This window comes from Pseudoalteromonas sp. RWi3 (assembly GCF_054960735.1).
In genome coordinates this window covers 364,011-381,582 of sequence record NZ_JBHNYL010000002.1, presented here as the reverse complement: position 1 = coordinate 381,582, position 17,572 = coordinate 364,011, and the positions used below count along the sequence as shown (strand labels likewise).

Genomic DNA, 17,572 nt, shown 5'->3' with positions numbered 1-17,572 from the left:
CGCTATGTTTTCAGAATCTCCAATCAAACGCAGAAAATCAACCCGTATTAATGTCGGAAATGTCCCTATTGGTGATGGCGCACCTATTGCTGTGCAGTCAATGACCAACACCGATACCATGGATATTGATGCCACTGTAGCTCAAATTCAAGCGATTCAAGATGCGGGAGCCGATATTGTTCGCGTATCCGTGCCAACCATGGCTGCCGCTGAAGCATTTAAAAGCATTAAAGAGCAAGTGACTATTCCACTTGTGACCGATATTCACTTTGATTACCGCATCGCTTTAAAAGTAGCGCAGTATGGCGCTGATTGTTTGCGTATAAACCCAGGTAATATCGGCAGTGAAGAACGTATTCGCGCTGTGGTCGATTCTGCACGTGAGCACAATATTCCGATTCGTATTGGGGTAAATGGCGGTTCTCTTGAGCGTGACTTGCAAGAGAAATACGGTGAACCAACGCCTGAAGCATTACTTGAATCAGCCATGCGCCATGTTGAAATTTTACAACGTTTGGACTTTGATCAATTCAAAATCTCAGTAAAAGCGTCCGATGTATTTTTAGCTGTTGGCGCATATCGCTTGCTGGCTAAAGAAATCGATCAGCCATTACATTTAGGTATCACTGAAGCTGGCGGAATGCGCTCAGGTTCAGTTAAATCGGCTGTTGGTTTGGGTATGTTACTCGCAGAAGGCATTGGCGACACATTGCGCGTATCACTAGCCGCAGACCCCGTACAAGAAATTAAAGTCGGCTTTGATATTTTAAAATCATTGCGTATCCGCTCTCGTGGTATTAACTTTATCGCCTGCCCAAGCTGTTCGCGCCAAGAGTTTGATGTTGTAAGCACCATGAACCAACTTGAAGAGCGCCTTGAAGATATTATAGAACCCGTTTCGGTTTCAGTCATTGGTTGTGTAGTTAACGGCCCAGGCGAAGCTCTCGTTAGCGACATTGGTTTAGCCGGCGCAAATCGTCGTTCTGGTTTATATATCAATGGCGAGCGCCAAAAAGCGCGAATCGATAATAATAATATTGTCGATCAACTTGAAGGCTATGTGCGTGATTTTATCGCGCAGAAAGAGCAACAGACCCCAATCGACGTTAAAATCGTCGAATAAAGTTAATATAGTCGGCAAACTGGGTGGTTTGCCGCACGCATGCCAGCTATAATAGCGGGTCAATTTTTAGCATTTTTGTTGTCGCACCCCTGTGCGCAAATACAGTTTTTAGGATTTATCAGTGGCAAAACAAATTCAGGCAATACGTGGAATGAACGATTGTCTGCCGGGCGACACCCAAGTTTGGCAGAAAGTAGAAAGCATTTTACGCGAGACGGTCGCATCGTTCGGTTATCAAGAAATTCGTTTTCCAATTGTAGAATCAACCGATCTTTTTAAACGCTCTATTGGTGAAGTAACCGATATCGTAGAAAAAGAAATGTACACTTTTGCAGATAACAATGGCGATAGCCTAACGCTTCGCCCAGAAGGCACTGCAGTGTGTGTGCGTGCTGGTAACCAAAACGGATTACTGTATAACCAAGAGCAACGCTTATGGTACATGGGTCCAATGTTTAGACACGAACGTCCTCAAAAAGGCCGTTATCGTCAATTTCACCAATTTGGTTTAGAAACATTCGGCATTGCAACAGCCGATATTGACGCAGAAGTTATCTTGCTTACTGCGCAACTATGGAAACAATTTGGTATCAGTGACCATGTTCGCTTAGAACTTAACTCACTGGGTTCAAATGAAGCCCGTGCAGAGTACCGTGATGCGCTAATTAGCTATTTAGAACAGCATGTTGACGTATTAGATGAAGATTCTAAGCGTCGCATGCACTCAAATCCATTGCGTGTACTTGACAGCAAAAATCCAGATGTTCAAGCCATCTTAGTCGATGCACCAAAACTGTCAGAACATTTAGATGCTGAATCAAAAGAACATTTTGAAAATTTATGTGAACGTTTAGACGCTGCAGGCGTCATATACACGGTAAATGAACGACTCGTTCGTGGTTTAGATTACTACAACCGAACTGTATTTGAGTGGGTTACCGACAGCCTAGGCGCGCAAGGCACTGTATGTGCTGGCGGTCGTTATGATGGGTTAGTTGAGCAATTAGGTGGTAAAGCATCGCCCGCTGTTGGATTCGCCATGGGCCTTGAGCGTTTGGTATTACTGTTACAAGCATTAGAATGTGTAGGTGACATACGCCGCAACGCTGATGTATATTTGGCTGCAATGGGTGATAAGGCAAGTATTCAGGCCCCACTAATCGCAGCTCAACTACGTGCCGATGTACCAGGACTTAGAGTCATGGTTCACGCTGGCGCTGGTAACTTTAAAAAACAGCTTAAACGCGCAGATAAAAGTGACGCAGTTGTAGCACTTATTATCGGTGAAGATGAATTAGAACAAGGCGTAGTGACTGTTAAATATTTACGTGAACGTAAAGAACAAGTCACCTTAGAATTAGAACAAGTTAAAACGCTTTTAGCTGAGCTAGTACAAAGCTAAAACACTAGAGGTAATAATGGATATTTATTCAACAGAAGAACAACAAGCAGAAGCAATTAAACGGTTTTTCCGCGAAAATGGCGTATCACTTGCGCTAGGTATAGTTATCGGTTTAGGCGGTTTATACGGCTGGAAAGCATATAACCAACACCAAATTACAACAGCAGAAAGTGCATCTGATGCTTACACTACATTAGTAGAAAGTGGTGAAGTATTAGGCGCAGCCGATACATTTATTGCTGAAAATAAAGACTCTAATTACAGCGTACTTGCGTCATTTGTTGCAGCAAAAGAAGCGGTAGAAAAAGGTCAACTTGACGTAGCAAGAGAGAAATTAACTTGGGTTATGGCAAATGTTGATAATGCTGACTTAAAAGCAACAGCAGTTACGCGTTTAGCGCGTGTACAAGTTGCTCAAAAACAATACGATGATGCATTAGCTACATTAGACAAAACACAAAACGACGCATACAAAGCGGCTGTTGCCGAAATTAAAGGCGATATATATTTAGCGCAAGGGAACGCTGAGCAAGCACGCCTTGCTTATCAAACAGCAGCCGATGCAGGTGGCCTTGAAAACAACCCATTATTGCAAATCAAACTTGATGACTTAGCAGTAACTAGCCCAGCGGCATAAGGGGTTACCATGAAAAAGTTAACAGCGGCAAGTATTGCTTTATGTATGGCCACCCTTGTTGGTTGCTCATCAAGTGATGACGAAGAAGAACTTGTATTGCCTGAAATCGTTAATCAGTTTGAAACTAACGTCGTGTGGCAAGAAAGCATTGGTGATGGAGTAGAACATTACTTTTCTCGCTTAACACCTGCAATTTATAAAGATCACGTTTTTGTAGCCAGTCGTGATGGTGATATAGAAGCGCTATCAGTTGAAACTGGCGATACGCTCTGGGAAACAGACGTACGTGAGAATTCTACATTTTGGCCATGGGAAAGTGATATCAGCGCCAAGTTATCTGGTGGTATACTACAAGCCTACGGCAAATTATTTGTTGGTTCAGAGCATGGTTTTTTAATTGCCCTTGATCGTGAAACCGGTGAAGTAGTATGGCGTAAAAACGTACCAGGTGAAGTACTTGCTTCTCCTGCTGCCGGTGATGGATTAATTTTTGTTAATTTAGGTTCGGGCAAACTACTTGCGCTTCATCCAGATACCGGTGAAGAGCGTTGGAGTCACGAGCAAGAAGTCCCCCCATTGACACTTCGCGGTCAAAGTTCACCGACTGTGGCTAATGGCGGTGTTCTGGTTGGGCTTGAAACTGGAAAGCTAAGCGTACTTATTTCTGAAAGTGGTTATTCTGCATGGAGTGCTGAAATAGCGACGCCTAAAGGTGCATCTGAGTTTGAACGTCTTGTTGATGTTGACACTCGCCCACTTATTAGCGGCCCATATGCCTATGCTATCGCCTATAATGGTAACTTAGCAGCGGTTGATATTCGCTCTGGTAATGTTGTGTGGAAACGTGAATACAGCAGCTACCGTGAAATAGCGATGGACGCTTTGACTATCTACGTTGTTGATAGCGATGGTGTTGTATACGCATTAGATAAAACCTCTGGCATTGAACGCTGGAGTCAACCCGCTCTTCGTGGTTGGTATTTGACAGGGCCTGCGGTAGCAGGGAATTATTTAGCATTAGGTGACCAAGAAGGTAACTTACACTGGCTAAATAAAGAATCAGGCGAGCTTGTATCGCGCGAAGACTTCGACAGCTCAGGCTTTTTTGTTGAGCCAGTTGTTGCAGACGATAAACTGATTTTATACACCCGAGATGGTGAAGTTAGTGCGGTAACCATACCTAACTAACACACTAATCTACATGTATTTTTACAAGGCTTCGCACTGCGAAGCCTTTTGTTGTTTTTTAAAGAGGTAGTTTATGCTTCCCGTGATCGCTCTAGTTGGGCGACCCAATGTGGGCAAATCCACATTATTTAACCGTTTAACACGTACTCGTGATGCACTCGTTGCCGATTTTCCAGGCTTAACACGAGATAGAAAATATGGCCAAGCTAACTATGATGGCTATGAATTTATCGTGGTAGACACGGGCGGTATTGATGGTTCTGAAGAAGGTATTGAAATCGAAATGGCCGATCAGTCGCTACTAGCGATTGAAGAAGCGGATATCGTATTGTTCTTAGTTGATGCCCGTGTGGGTATGACGGTTGCCGATCAAGCCATTGCAAATCACTTGCGCAAGCAAGAGAAGAAAAGCTTTGTTGTTGCCAATAAAACCGATGGTATTGATGCTGATTCAAATTGTGCAGAATTTTACCAATTATCATTAGGTGAAGTGCACCATATCGCAGCAGCTCATGGCCGTGGTATTACACTTCTGCTAGAGCACACTTTACAACCTGTAATCGCTCAGCTAAGTGCAGAGAACGATGATGGTGAAGACAACGATGACGAACTCATTGATTTATATTCTGAAGAAGACGGTGAAGCAGAACAACAAGCGTTTGCAGATAAACCGGTCAAATTAGCAATCATTGGTCGTCCAAATGTAGGTAAGTCAACACTCACAAACCGCATACTTGGTGAAGAACGTGTAATTGTTTACGATATGCCAGGCACAACCCGTGACTCGGTTTATATCCCGATGACACGCAACGACAAAGAGTACATACTAATTGATACCGCGGGTGTGCGTAAGCGCAAAAAAGTAAGCGATGTCGTTGAAAAGTTCTCTGTAATCAAAACGCTTCAAGCTATTGAAGATTCTAACGTCGTACTTGTGGTTGTTGATGCACGCGAAGGTATTTCAGATCAAGACTTGAGCTTACTTGGTTTTGCATTGAACTCTGGTCGTTCATTGGTAATTGCAGTAAACAAATGGGATGGCCTAGACACCTACGTAAAAGATCGCATCAAATCAGAGCTTGATCGTCGTTTAGGTTTTATTGACTTTGCTCGTATCCACTTTATCTCAGCGTTACACGGTACGGGGGTTGGTCATTTATTTGAATCAATTGATGAAGCGTACGAGTCAGCGACTAAGCGTATCAGTACTGCTATGCTGCGCCGAATTATGGATATGGCACAAGCAGACCACCAGCCACCACTTGTACGTGGTCGTCGTGTGAAGCTTAAATATGCCCACGCCGGTGGTTATAACCCGCCACGTATCGTCATTCACGGTAACCAAGTTCACGACTTACCTGATAGCTATAAACGCTACTTGATGAACTACTACCGTAAAGCGTTAAAAATTATGGGCACGCCAATCAAAATTGAATTTAGAGAAGGCGACAACCCGTTTGCTGGGCGTACAAACAAAGTAACGCTTTCGCAAAAACGTAAGATACGCGCGTTTAGTAAAGAAAATCGTAACAAATAGTAGGCTTTTCAGCGCAATTTAAAAACCTTGTTGAGTAAACTCGCAAGGTTTTTTTATGAATAAAATTAATAGTTTAGTACTTTATTTTTCGCAAATACGCTAAAACTGTGCTTTATTTAAAAGATAAATGAACACCAGTGAGCTGTATATGGAATTAATGAGCCAGGTTATCTATGTTGATGACGTTGAAGAAACCTTAGACTTTTATTACCAAGCATTTGGCTTTGTTACTTTTTCGCTAAGTGAAAATGCTGAATATGGTGAGCTGTCTACGGGTAATATAAAAATAGCATTTGCAGCGCACCCCTACGCGCAAGCGCATTTTAAACAAGGGTATATTCGCGCGCATCCAAAGCAACCTGCACTAGGCTTTGAACTTAAGTTTAGCTGCACAAACCTCAATGAAAGTTATGATAAAGCCGTACTTGCTGGTGCCGAGCCACTTAGCCCTCCAAGCTTAAGAGAAGCGCAACATTTTGCATATGTACGGGCAATAGAGGGAACGTTAATTTGCCTATACCAAGCATGAGCTGTCACCCTTCATCGAAATACCATGAAAGCTTAACCAAGTAGACATATTAGAAACACCGTTTTGTCATCAACTTTAGTTAATCTATACCCAACTAAACAAGGAGATGACAATGAACACATTACTACTGAGTTTATTACTACTTACCCCTACTGACATCGCATTAGATAAACAGATAAAACAGCAAACCACACAGACTATGAAAGCGTTAAATACAACCCAAAAATTACAACTCAAAGCACAAATTGCAACTACTTTACAAAAGGCAGAGCCGGTATTTTCAATCAAAGTGGATAAGAATACGTTGGCAAAAGTACACAATAAAGAACAGCCACTAACACAAGAGTAGTGGCTAATTAATCTATTGATTAACCACTTTTAGCCAATAGCCTCGTTAAAATTTCGGGCACAAACTTTCGCTGAGCAGTAATTGCGTAAAACAGCTCATAGGCATCAGTTAGTCGCTGATACTGCGATAAAATACCCTGCTCTATTTCATCTTTAATAACAACTGGCGGAAGTACCGAAAAAGCACCACTGTCGCGTACAAGTAGACGTAACATTGCCATATCATCTGCTTCGGCTTTAATTTCAGGCTTGTATTGCCACTGAGCACACAGTGCATTAAATGAGTCTCTAATTGCCGATGTTTTACTAGGTAGTACCCATTGCGCATTTTCATAACCAACGGGAAAGTTACTCATTACTTTTTTATTGGCAGGTCCAACAATCGCTAATGGTTGGCGTGACACAAGTTGACTCTGCCACAGCTGATCGTAATGCTCTGTTCCCACAGGTTTATTTGTTAATACAAGATCTAACTCATGCTCTGCTAAGCCATTCAATAAGCCATCCATACGCCTTGCGGTGAGTGAAAAACTAATGTCAGGGTCATTCAACAGCGGGTTTATAAACTCTTCAATAAAGTTACGCGAAAGCGTATTAAGTACGCCAATCGACAAATGCTGCTTCTGCGCAATGACTCCCTTCGTTAAAAAAGAAGATAACTCTTCGCCTGTATTAAAGATATCGTTTGCGTATGTCAGAACACGCTTGCCCATATCCGTTAAATTTAAGCTGCGCCCTTTGCGCTCAAATAAACTGACATTCATAGTTTGCTCGAGCTGTTTTATTTGGCTGGATAAGGCTGATTGAGATACGTGTAATTCTTTTGCAACGTGGGTTAAATTGCCCTGTAACGCTACGCGCCAGAAATAATATAAATGATGGTAATTAAGACGGCCCATATATAGTTAACTAAAACAGAACAATTGATTAGATTATATCTATTTTTCTTTGATTTACAACTTTGCCATACTGGCTCCATTATTAAAAGGAGTCGACAATGAATGAATTAATTATGTCATTATTGGTTTTAACAATCCCCATTAGCCTAATAATGACAGCGTATAAAGTAGGCGTTAAAACTCAACCAAGCGATGGGAAACATCTATTTTATTTGCTCATTGCCAATACGGCTTTACTAGCAATTGTTGCTGTAGCACACACTGTATTCTCATTTAGCCCCCATTCATTTTTATCTTTATCGCCCACACGGCTTATCATGCTTGCGCTGATTGTGTTTATAGGGACAAGCCTGGTCAAATTCTGTCAAAATTACATGGCTGGAGAGCCCCGCATTAATCATTTTTGGCGCTGGTTACTCACTACATTGTCTGCAGTAACCTTGGTGGTGGTCAGTAATCATTTAGTGCTGTTTTGGCTCGGCTGGGTATGTATTAGCTTGGCATTGCATCAACTCCTTATGTTTTACCCAAACAGACCCCGTGCAGCACTCGCAGCGCACAAAAAGTTCATTGTGGCTCGTGTAGCCGAAACCTGCTTACTACTGGCCTTCGCTTTACTTTATAACGTTCATAACACGTGGTTTATTAGCGATTTGAGCCTTGCCTATGCCAACAACAGCGGCCCGCTCAGCGTCAGTGAACAACTTGCGGGCGTGCTCATTGCGATTGCTGCGCTAATAAAATGTGCCCAGTTGCCTCTACATGGTTGGCTAATACAAGTAGTAGAATCGCCAACGCCGGTGAGTGCATTACTGCACGCTGGTGTAATTAACCTTGGGGGTTTTTTACTTATCTTATTTGCCCCTTTGATTATGCAAGCAACGATTGCACAGTGGTTAGTATTAGTTGTTGCAGGTTTAACCACAGTTATCAGTGCGCTAGTAATGACAACACGAGTCAGTGTTAAAGTAAGAATGGCTTGGTCTACCAGCGCGCAAATGGGGTTAATGTTATTAGAATGCGCGCTAGGGCTATTTGAACTAGCCTTGCTCCACTTAGTCACCCACTCCATGTACAAGGCCTATGCTTTTTTAAACGCGGGCAATGCGATAAATGAAGATATAAAGCGCCGTCATGCTCCGGAACACGTACCCACTACAGCAAATTGGTTACTGGGTTTTGGTGTGTCTTCAGTGCTTGTTGGTTTAGCTTGGTATCTCAGTGGGTACAGCGGGGCTATAAGTATTTGGTTATTATTAACGTGTGCTTTGACAATGCTCATCGCAACAAAACATGGTACTACAAATGGCTCAGTCATCATCTCCATGATTATGGTAGCTGTGATAGCAACACTTAGCTATATAAGTTTGAAAGCCGTTTTCACTCTAGCTATCGGCACCACTGTTTGGCGAGAAGCTGCTTTCAGCCCTGCTGATAACTGGGCTACCCTGCTCATAGTTATGTTAATAGGATTGAGCTATCTACTAAAAAATCAAAGTAAACACCCTAAGGTAAAAGCACTCTCAACTCTGTTATTTGCAGGATTATATTTGGATGAATGGTTTACCCGCTTCACATTAAAAGTTTGGCCTATTCGCCTACCCGTTAATGCACAATCTAACACCAAAAACCACTCTAAAATAGTGACAATAATGGAGTCAAATTCATGAATACGGCTGTTGCACAGTTCAAAAAAACCACTCTCAGCGCAAAGTATAAAGAGATGTTAAACACAGTATGTGGCTATATTGCACCTAGCTGGCCGTTAGACCAAATGATTGCCGTAAACCCATTTTGGCAAATGCGTACTATGCCGATAGAGCACGTTGCTGCGCGCATTGGCACACTTAGCAATGCCAAACTACAAATGCCCAAAGCGTATTACCAAGAAAAATATAAACAGCATGCTATTACCGATAAACATCTGCAGGATGCCGCCTTTGTACTTGGCGTCGATATGACGATTGAGCAGCTGAAAGACTCTCTTAATATTGAATTACCAGTTAAGCATTGGCATAACATTTCAGATTTGCTTGATACCCAACGAGACCCTCATAAAATGGCTTGGCATGATGAAATCATTCAGCAAATTAGTCAGTTTTGTGCAGCCCATTATCAGCAACTTGGCCCCATGCTGCATCGCAATGATGTGTCGCAGGTTGACGACCTTTACGCTCATTGGCTAAAAGTAATCAAAGCTGACAAGGGTGTGAGCATTATTATGGATGAAAAACACCTTAACCATTATTTTGCTAAGCTGCCAGACACAGCAGATGAATTAATTGCCATGGCAATTGATTGCTTGGAAATAAACGAAGACACCTTAGAATATTATGCTCACTCATTATTACTCGATATTAATGGCTGGGCATCCTGGCTTGCTTATCTACGTTGGCAGGGAGATTTGTATCAGCAGCCTCATGAGGAAATGCATCAGTTACTGGCAATTCGCATGGCATGGGATGTGGTTATGTGGCAATACGTTGAGCAACATGACTCCAAAAGCTTTCAATTACTGCGTTCGCAATGGCGACACGAAAAAGCCGAGCTATTTGAGCGTTTAAACAATCATAAAATAGCACAACAACCAGGATGGGTATGGGCTAAAGCTCATGAGTTAAGTTATCAACAATCACTGAATGAAACCCTAATTAATTCAAGCAAAGCCGCTGCGGCCAAAGCGCAACTGCAAGCGGTATTTTGTATCGATGTACGCTCCGAAGTTATGAGACGTGCCCTAGAAGCACAAAGTCAAACAATTGAAACCTACGGTTTTGCTGGTTTTTTTGGTTTACCTATTGAGTATCAAGCAAATGCAAGCGCGCTAAAGCGCCCGCAATTGCCTGGTTTATTAAAACCAATCATTCAAGTCAGTGAGCAAAAAAGCAACCATAAAACAACTGCAGAGCGCAGCTTAACAGCCGCATGGCAAAACTGGTCTAAAGCAGCTCCTTCAGCATTTTCGATGGTTGAATCAATGGGTTGGCTCTATGCACTTAAGTTGATAAAAAACTCCTTTTTAGCAAACAATACGTCAAACCACCACTCCCATGACACTCAGTGGCAACTGAGTAAAGACAGCATTCAACTCAATACAGAGGACAAAACTGAGCTTGCTTACACCGTGCTTAATGCAATGGGGCTTACTGAATATGCAGAAAAAATATTACTCGTAGGACACGGCAGCCACAGTACCAATAACTTACATGCTGCTGGCCTTGATTGCGGCGCATGTGGAGGGCAGACAGGGGAAGTAAATGTGCGTGTATTAGCGTCATTACTTAATGAACCCGATGTACGTAAGCAACTACAAAACCGTGGTATATCATTGCCTGATGATTGCCAATTTGTAGCCGCTTTGCACAATACTACAACTGATGAAATCACCCTTTTTGATTCATCACTCAATCCAACCATGTCGCAATGGCTGCGAACAGCCACTAAACGAGCTCAACAAGAACGTTTGCAATACATCGAACCACATTTAGCGAGCGCCTCGCCGAGTCAAATCAATCAAGCTTACCAAAAACGGGCGAACGATTGGTCACAGGTTCGCCCTGAATGGGGACTAGCAAATAACGCCGCATTTATTGTGGCACCGCGTAACTGGACCCGCGACGCTGACTTAAAAGGGCGCAGCTTTTTACATGACTACCAATGGCAACATGACACCGAGTTTAGCTTATTAGAATTGATAATGACCGCGCCCATGATTGTTACAAACTGGATTAACACCCAGTATAACGCCTCCGTGACTGATAACTTTAAGTACGGTAGTGGCAACAAAGTATTACACAATGCGGTTGGCGGTAATATAGGTGTATTTGAAGGCAATGGTGGCGACTTACGTATTGGTCTTGCCATGCAATCTCTGCACGATGGTAACCAATGGATGCATGAGCCTTTAAGACTGAGTGTTTATATTGCTGCACCGCGTGATGCAATCTTTGCCATTTATCAAAAACACGACATGATTAAAGACCTAGTAGATAACGATTGGTTAACATTATTACGTTGGGGAGATAACAATGAAATTGAACGTTTGAACAATGACACATGGCATAGCCTAGTAGCTGGGGCCAATTAAACATGCAGCGTATTGTTATTGCAACTAAGCACGAAAAAGGACGTTTGGTTGCACCTGTACTAGCCCCATTAGGCTATGATTTGAGCGAAACAGATACCTTTGATACAGATTCTTTAGGTACATTTAGTGGTGAAATTGCACGAACATGTTCACCAGAACAGGCAGCATATTTAAAAGCCAAACAAGCATGCCTAAAAAGTGATACTGAATTTGGTCTTGGCAGTGAAGGTAGTTTTACCAGCGGCCCTTATTTTGGCTTAATGACGCATAACACAGAAATACTATGTTTATATCAACGAAGCACAGATAGAACTATTTATGCCCAAGCATCAGGCGCTTTTGCCCCACGAGGTTTAACAATTGATGAACAAACAACCTCTGAAACGGTGGCACAAACATGTGCAAAATTTGAAGATCAGCACTGGATATTAACCTTGCCTAATGCTTTGGAAAAAGGGCTGAGCCTGTGCCAACTTCAAGCACGATTGAATGATTATAAACCACAATCAGGGCATATCACGCCAGACTTAAGAGCAATGAACAGTCCGCAACGACAACTAATGATTATTAAGGCTGCAAAGGATTTAGTAAGGCGGCTTAACGCCAAATGCCCTGAGTGTGATACAGCAAACTTTGTAATTAAAAAGGCGCTACCAGGGCTAATATGTGGCCAATGCTCACTACCGACCAAGCAAATTAAAACGTATGTAAGCCACTGTGATCATTGCCAGTTTAGCTTATCAGTACCCAGTAAAAACACAGAAGGAGACCCGACATATTGTCAACTCTGCAACCCTTAACGATTCCCCTATTTGTACTGATAACTTAGCCTGAACACTGGCTAATTTAATTACCTGACAACGCTTTTTCAATCAAAGGCACTAGAGGCGCTGGTAATGTAATATTGCCAGCCAAAACAAAGTCATGTGCCTTTGGTGACATTTTTTGCCATGTACGCTGTAAAATACCTATCCACTTTTGCTCATCATAATCTGGCTTTGTTTGGGCAAAGGCCAACATGTAATGTTCAATAAACACGAGACTTGCGATATCTTCGACTAGTTGGCTGTCAGGGTTGGCTTTTATCTGCTTTTTTGCCACAGCGTTATAAACTCGTTGGCATGCGTTGTCATCAAACCCAACTTGTTGCATTAGCTCAACAACTCGACCAGCATGAAAACCATACAGCGCCGTGCGCCATTGATAATAGCCTTGTTTACCTAGAGCAAAATCACTGCGTGGTGACTGCCAACGTTCAATATGCTGCCCGCGAACGGCAATATACATCAACTCATCGGCGCTTGGCATAAACCGATTTAGCATGTTTGTCATGCGATCTGAATATAATCGCTCTTTTGGCCACATCGCGTTTTTATGCAGCTCTTTATTTGGATCGTGACTATTTGCCTCATCAATTAATTGTATTACTCGCTCTAACATACTAACGCTACTGCCCTCATTACTTATTTAACCAGAGTTTAGGTTATTTAAAAATCACACCCAATCTGACTTTAACTGGGTGTACCACACTAGAGTGAGTTAAATTGACTCAGATCGCTGACTAATGAAACCTTTGGCTTTTCAATCATGCGTGCAATCTCTTTACCATCCTCCAGCACAATCATTGTTGGGGTGTATTTTAAATTGTATTGCTGTGCAATTCCTTGCGGGTCACGCTTGTCGTAACCTACGCCAACCAAGGTTAAACTTTTAAGTGCCACCTCAGACTGCGCAATGAGTTTAAGCAACCGAGGTACTTCACGTTCGCTATCGTGGCACCAGGTTCCAAACAGAACCACAATATCTTTACCATCAAGCTTTTGAGTTTTTATAAGTTCATCCTTTGAAGGAGTATACGCCGTGTATTCATTATTAAACTTTTCATAATCAGCCAGTAAACGTGCCGTAGAAATTTCGCCCACAAATGGGCCTTTATCTGCCATGGCTAAAGGTGTCACGAAAAGTGCGAGTACCAATAGAAATTGTTTAAACATGGTATGTTCCTTTATTGTTTTTTTCATGCTGAATGTTTAGCACGACGTTGTTCTTTTTGTAGATACATGCGTTTATCTGCTTGTGATAAACACTGCGAAGGCGTGTTTTGCTCAGTACTATCACAGATACCAAAGCTAATACCCGCTTGCGCCCACTTCTCTTGAATTTTTGTGGGTAACAAAACCAGTAATGCTTGCGTACTCTTTAACGTATTGCTTAATTGGTTTAAATTAAGCTGAGGTAATAGAATAACAAATTCATCGCCACCCGTTCTAAAAACACTACCTTGGCTAGAAAAAGTTTCAAGTAAATATTCAGCCGCGAAGGTAATCAGTTTATCGCCTTCACCATGACCTAGATTATCATTGGTTTTTTTAAGGCCATCGATGTCTAGGTATACCACCACATAGTGGGATCCTAGCTTTGAGATCCCCTCATTCAATGCATAGCGATTACCTAACTTTGTCAGTGGATCTAAGCGCGATAAATAAAAATTACGGTTATATTCTGACTGTTTTATCTTAAACCACTCGGTGAGGGAAAGCATAATACAAATGCAATCAATGGCCAATGCAGACACAACCAACGACTCAGCATAGTCCAGCTCACCAAAAGTATCACTGTGAGATAGCATGTAATAAATCAGTGACAACCCATAAAGCAGATTACCAAATAAGAAATACTTTGCTCTAAAGTCTTTTAGTTTGAGCATATGAATGCCAATCACAATCGTCACAGCAATCCATAACACTGCAAGCATATGTGAAACAGCAAATGCAAAAGAGAAAGAAGTCAATGCAATCACACCCGCAGCCACGCCACTAGCAACACTCAACCAATATAAGAACTTAAACGTTTTACGATGATTGTGCTTACATTCAAATAGATCCGACACAAATTGGGCAGCAAAGGCGATAGCCAATGGAAAAATATACATCCCTAAATAAACAGTATTGATAGAGAGGTTAAATACATCATCAATCAACCCTGATGCCGCCGCCCACCCGATCCCATGAAATCCAAGGTACCCAGCACACGTTATAGCAATACGATTGCGAGTACCCAAATAAATAAACAATGTTAATAAGGCTAACAATAACATGGCAAAAATAGCCGCAACCGACAGCATATTATTCATACTTTGAAAACGGTAAAACGCTTCACTATTTAATAACTTAATAGACACTGATGACGGGTATTTTTGCGCTGAAATAACAACCCAAAGCTCGCCCTTATCACCTTTATCCATCGTAAGATTAAATGCTTGAAAATGCAGTAATTGAGGCGTTTTATTATCCGCTAATTGGGAGAACTCTTGTGCAGCCTCCTTTAAACCATTGGCGTTAAAATAATACGAGAGCCCGTGATCAATAAAGTTAGTTTTAGGCACTAAAAACCAACGATCAGCGCTATTAGCAGAGACCGTTAACTTGGTAACAAAACGCCCTGATTGGCCAATAATGGAATCCACTGTTTGCTGCTTATCATACCACAGGCTCATCGCCTTGATGTTTTGTGGATCAAACGTATCCGGTAGCCTTTTCCACAAATTTTTATCATGAATCACCAGCACCGTATCGCTATTAAGTTCAATTGTTTCAGCGCAGACTCTGTAGGAAAAACTCACAATAAGTAGAAAGGCTAAACTAAGAAAAATATTTATCGTTGTTCTCAAGAAAAACTCCATCCAGAAGGCATGATTTTTAACGTCGCGCAAAGCGATGCATTTAGCACCAATTAAGTGGATAAAATACGTCAACACGTTACTTATTCACCATAATTACTACTAATATAAATATAGTATTAAACGTACATAAGCCCCTAAGTAAATTGAAATAAAACACTTTGAATTGCGCGTAATCAAATAATGTTTCAAACGCTGCTCAAACTTTGTCTTATTGTTTTTTAAATAACCAATAGAGGCCTTGGGTGGCGGTTGTTGGAAACGCTGTTTCATGGTTTGCACCTGAAATGACATTGAGCCTCACTTGTGTATGTGGCAATAGCGGATCAGATAACTTCAACTGTAACTGTTTGGCGCCAAGAACCATGTCGTGATCTGGCGAGTCAAATTCAGGCGTTTCATACTCCCCCACACCAATATACACTTTATGAGGGTGCAAGCTTGGCGTAATTTTAACATTCAATATATCGTTATTTTTATACCACGTTGAAGGACTACCCAGCACATAATTATCAAACATGGTTGGGTCAGTAAAAAGAATATACGCGCCAAATAAGCCACCGAGTGAATTACCAACAAAGGTGCGCGAGTCATTAATTCTGTAGTGCTTATTGAGATAGCCAAAAACAGATTTTTTAATAAACTGAGCATGCTCTGCGGCTTTACCCGTTTCTAGTTTCCAATTGGGAGCGACCTGATGAGTATAATCGCGCACACGGCTTGATGGACCTCGTGATCCTTTTGAATATGAAATACCCACAATTATGGCTTCATCCATTTTTGCACTGTTCATCGCAAAGCGGGTAGCGCCAGACACAACCTGAAAACTATACATCGCGTCCGTTAAATAAATAACAGGGTAAGCTTTGTTACTGTTCGCTGTATAAGACCGCGGTAATTTGATAAAAAGAGGATAAGTGCGACCAGAATGAGGGTCTTTAATTTCGACGATATTACTGCGAGGTATTTCAAATTTAATCTCTGCGTTAGCAGTAAACGCAAATAGCAATGAAACAATAATAAAAATAGGCTTCACAGGCACATACTTATTTAATTATAAAAGTGCGGCTAGTCTATTAAGCCAATTTTAAATAAACAATACCTATTACCAATACAGCAACGATATAAAACAAAAATTGTCTGCCGGCACGGTGGTGCTTTAATGCATTTTCACGCACTATAGTATCAGTTACCTGTTTCAGTAATTGATTGCCTTTGGCTGAAACAAACACGATCGGGACTTTAACAAAGCGAGGAGCACCTAGCTGCTGCCATATCTGCGGCTCACGAGTTTTAACTGATTGATAATAAGTATATTCAGCCATCACTGAGCGTAACAAAAGGACTGCCCAAACAGTTACTAACGTAACTAAAATTACCACCTCCAAATCCTGTCCCCCCCCTTTAGGTTGCAACCAGATAAAATGCCACATGGCAAGTAATAATAAACTTAGCACATCCAAAAGAGCCTCGCTATGTAACACTCTAATAATAAACTAGCGACCTCACTTTACGTACAAAAAGAGCGACTTATTTGTCGCTCTAAGATTACTTAGTCATACTCTGAAGAGTATGTTTCTTCATAGGTATGAGAATAAAGTTCAAATAAGTTGCCGAATGGGTCTTCTAGATACACCATTTTTGCAGGTCTATTGTCATCTTCAGGGTGATATCGCATGACATCCATTCTAACTTTGCCACCAAACTCCTCTGTCTTTTTCATTACACCTTCAAAATCGTCAGTTTGTAAGCAAAAATGAAAAATCCCCAGCCGCGAAAAATCAACATGATGACGCTCATCACGCTCTTTCATTTCAAACAACTCAACGCCGATACCATCTGTTGTTACTAAGTGTGCAATATTAAACCCTTTAAAACCTTCACCAAAAACAGCAAGGCACATTCTGCCAATGGCGGTTTCACGTTCTTCTTGCACCTTGGTATTATTCATTATTATGCGTAAACCAAGCACTTTAGTGTAAAACTCAACCGCCTTATCCATATCACCAACCATCAGGCCTACATGATTCATCTTCATAATTTGCTCCTATAAAAGTTTACTTAACAATTAAACCAGTAACGCAAGTGTAGAGCAGAGTGTTGATTAAATTAAATTATCAAATATAATCATCTTAATAACTTA

General features: G+C 41.6%; 17 protein-coding genes. 10 read left to right on the top strand and 7 right to left on the bottom strand.

What is annotated here, in order from left to right:
• The first annotated feature begins 4 nt into the window (after positions 1-4).
• The 7 genes from ispG to ACFI4Z_RS05195 all read left to right on the top strand — a co-directional run bounded on the left by ispG (position 5) and on the right by ACFI4Z_RS05195 (position 6,765).
• A complete protein-coding gene (gene ispG, locus ACFI4Z_RS05225) occupies positions 5-1,123 on the top strand; it encodes a flavodoxin-dependent (E)-4-hydroxy-3-methylbut-2-enyl-diphosphate synthase (RefSeq protein ID WP_462669646.1) in 1,119 nt (372 codons plus the stop codon).
• Positions 1,124-1,244: 121 nt separating this feature from the next.
• A complete protein-coding gene (hisS, locus tag ACFI4Z_RS05220; protein WP_462669645.1) occupies positions 1,245-2,525 on the top strand; it encodes a histidine--tRNA ligase in 1,281 nt (426 codons plus the stop codon).
• Positions 2,526-2,541: 16 nt separating this feature from the next.
• Positions 2,542-3,162, top strand: coding sequence for a YfgM family protein (locus ACFI4Z_RS05215; RefSeq protein WP_462669644.1), 621 nt, complete (start codon positions 2,542-2,544; stop codon positions 3,160-3,162).
• A 9-nt stretch (positions 3,163-3,171) separates the two neighbouring features.
• The gene (gene bamB / locus ACFI4Z_RS05210) at positions 3,172-4,350 is read left to right on the top strand and encodes an outer membrane protein assembly factor BamB (protein ID WP_462669643.1); all 1,179 of its coding nucleotides are present in this window, start codon (positions 3,172-3,174) and stop codon (positions 4,348-4,350) included.
• 73 nt (positions 4,351-4,423) lie between these two features.
• Positions 4,424-5,887, top strand: coding sequence for a ribosome biogenesis GTPase Der (gene der, locus ACFI4Z_RS05205; protein ID WP_394189229.1), 1,464 nt, complete (start codon positions 4,424-4,426; stop codon positions 5,885-5,887).
• 148 nt (positions 5,888-6,035) lie between these two features.
• The gene (locus ACFI4Z_RS05200) at positions 6,036-6,416 is read left to right on the top strand and encodes a VOC family protein (protein WP_462669642.1); all 381 of its coding nucleotides are present in this window, start codon (positions 6,036-6,038) and stop codon (positions 6,414-6,416) included.
• A gap of 112 nt (positions 6,417-6,528) precedes the next feature.
• The gene (locus ACFI4Z_RS05195) at positions 6,529-6,765 is read left to right on the top strand and encodes a hypothetical protein (protein ID WP_462669641.1); all 237 of its coding nucleotides are present in this window, start codon (positions 6,529-6,531) and stop codon (positions 6,763-6,765) included.
• A gap of 19 nt (positions 6,766-6,784) precedes the next feature.
• Here ACFI4Z_RS05195 and ACFI4Z_RS05190 read toward each other — a convergent pair whose 3' ends face one another.
• A complete protein-coding gene (locus ACFI4Z_RS05190) occupies positions 6,785-7,663 on the bottom strand; it encodes a LysR family transcriptional regulator (RefSeq protein WP_462669640.1) in 879 nt (292 codons plus the stop codon).
• A 98-nt stretch (positions 7,664-7,761) separates the two neighbouring features.
• Here ACFI4Z_RS05190 and ACFI4Z_RS05185 point away from each other — a divergent pair, with 98 nt between their 5' ends.
• The 3 genes from ACFI4Z_RS05185 to ACFI4Z_RS05175 are packed head-to-tail and all read left to right on the top strand — an operon-like array spanning position 7,762 to position 12,550.
• The gene (locus ACFI4Z_RS05185) at positions 7,762-9,333 is read left to right on the top strand and encodes an NADH-quinone oxidoreductase subunit L (RefSeq protein ID WP_462669639.1); all 1,572 of its coding nucleotides are present in this window, start codon (positions 7,762-7,764) and stop codon (positions 9,331-9,333) included.
• Entirely contained in the window at positions 9,330-11,750 is a 2,421-nt protein-coding gene (locus tag ACFI4Z_RS05180; RefSeq protein WP_462669638.1) for a YbcC family protein, read from the top strand. Before ACFI4Z_RS05185 ends, ACFI4Z_RS05180 begins: the two co-directional genes overlap by 4 nt.
• 2 nt (positions 11,751-11,752) lie before the next feature.
• Entirely contained in the window at positions 11,753-12,550 is a 798-nt protein-coding gene (locus tag ACFI4Z_RS05175) for a DUF6671 family protein (protein ID WP_462669637.1), read from the top strand.
• Between the two features lie 46 nt (positions 12,551-12,596).
• On the opposite strand, the gene ACFI4Z_RS05170 is transcribed toward ACFI4Z_RS05175, so the two are convergent.
• The 6 genes from ACFI4Z_RS05170 to ACFI4Z_RS05145 all read right to left on the bottom strand — a co-directional run bounded on the left by ACFI4Z_RS05170 (position 12,597) and on the right by ACFI4Z_RS05145 (position 17,467).
• On the bottom strand, positions 12,597-13,190 hold the full coding sequence (locus tag ACFI4Z_RS05170; RefSeq protein ID WP_462669636.1) for a DUF4202 domain-containing protein: 594 nt from the start codon (positions 13,188-13,190) through the stop codon (positions 12,597-12,599).
• 89 nt (positions 13,191-13,279) lie between these two features.
• Positions 13,280-13,744, bottom strand: a complete 465-nt coding sequence (locus tag ACFI4Z_RS05165) for a TlpA family protein disulfide reductase (RefSeq protein ID WP_462669635.1) — start codon at positions 13,742-13,744, stop codon at positions 13,280-13,282.
• 23 nt (positions 13,745-13,767) lie between these two features.
• Positions 13,768-15,420 carry a GGDEF domain-containing protein gene (locus tag ACFI4Z_RS05160; protein WP_462669634.1) on the bottom strand — a complete coding sequence of 551 codons (1,653 nt, stop codon included), beginning with the start codon at positions 15,418-15,420 and terminating at the stop codon, positions 13,768-13,770.
• A gap of 220 nt (positions 15,421-15,640) precedes the next feature.
• The gene (locus tag ACFI4Z_RS05155; RefSeq protein ID WP_462669633.1) at positions 15,641-16,465 is read right to left on the bottom strand and encodes an alpha/beta hydrolase; all 825 of its coding nucleotides are present in this window, start codon (positions 16,463-16,465) and stop codon (positions 15,641-15,643) included.
• Positions 16,466-16,505: 40 nt separating this feature from the next.
• Positions 16,506-16,886, bottom strand: coding sequence for a hypothetical protein (locus ACFI4Z_RS05150; protein WP_462669632.1), 381 nt, complete (start codon positions 16,884-16,886; stop codon positions 16,506-16,508).
• A gap of 95 nt (positions 16,887-16,981) precedes the next feature.
• Positions 16,982-17,467, bottom strand: a complete 486-nt coding sequence (locus ACFI4Z_RS05145) for a VOC family protein (RefSeq protein WP_462669631.1) — start codon at positions 17,465-17,467, stop codon at positions 16,982-16,984.
• Positions 17,468-17,572: the final 105 nt, after the last annotated feature.

Bases quoted from the DNA above. Each gene is read 5' to 3' on its own strand.
- der (WP_394189229.1), top strand. From the start codon at position 4,424: ATGCTTCCCGTGATCGCTCTAGTTGGGCGACCCAATGTGGGCAAATCC.
- ACFI4Z_RS05215 (WP_462669644.1), top strand. From the start codon at position 2,542: ATGGATATTTATTCAACAGAAGAACAACAAGCAGAAGCAATTAAACGG.
- ACFI4Z_RS05185 (WP_462669639.1), top strand. From the start codon at position 7,762: ATGAATGAATTAATTATGTCATTATTGGTTTTAACAATCCCCATTAGC.
- ACFI4Z_RS05195 (WP_462669641.1), top strand. From the start codon at position 6,529: ATGAACACATTACTACTGAGTTTATTACTACTTACCCCTACTGACATC.
- ACFI4Z_RS05145 (WP_462669631.1), bottom strand. From the start codon at position 17,467: ATGAAGATGAATCATGTAGGCCTGATGGTTGGTGATATGGATAAGGCG.
- ACFI4Z_RS05200 (WP_462669642.1), top strand. From the start codon at position 6,036: ATGGAATTAATGAGCCAGGTTATCTATGTTGATGACGTTGAAGAAACC.
- ACFI4Z_RS05170 (WP_462669636.1), bottom strand. From the start codon at position 13,190: ATGTTAGAGCGAGTAATACAATTAATTGATGAGGCAAATAGTCACGAT.
- ACFI4Z_RS05175 (WP_462669637.1), top strand. From the start codon at position 11,753: ATGCAGCGTATTGTTATTGCAACTAAGCACGAAAAAGGACGTTTGGTT.
- ACFI4Z_RS05165 (WP_462669635.1), bottom strand. From the start codon at position 13,744: ATGTTTAAACAATTTCTATTGGTACTCGCACTTTTCGTGACACCTTTA.
- ACFI4Z_RS05180 (WP_462669638.1), top strand. From the start codon at position 9,330: ATGAATACGGCTGTTGCACAGTTCAAAAAAACCACTCTCAGCGCAAAG.
- bamB (WP_462669643.1), top strand. From the start codon at position 3,172: ATGAAAAAGTTAACAGCGGCAAGTATTGCTTTATGTATGGCCACCCTT.
- ispG (WP_462669646.1), top strand. From the start codon at position 5: ATGTTTTCAGAATCTCCAATCAAACGCAGAAAATCAACCCGTATTAAT.
- ACFI4Z_RS05190 (WP_462669640.1), bottom strand. From the start codon at position 7,663: ATGGGCCGTCTTAATTACCATCATTTATATTATTTCTGGCGCGTAGCG.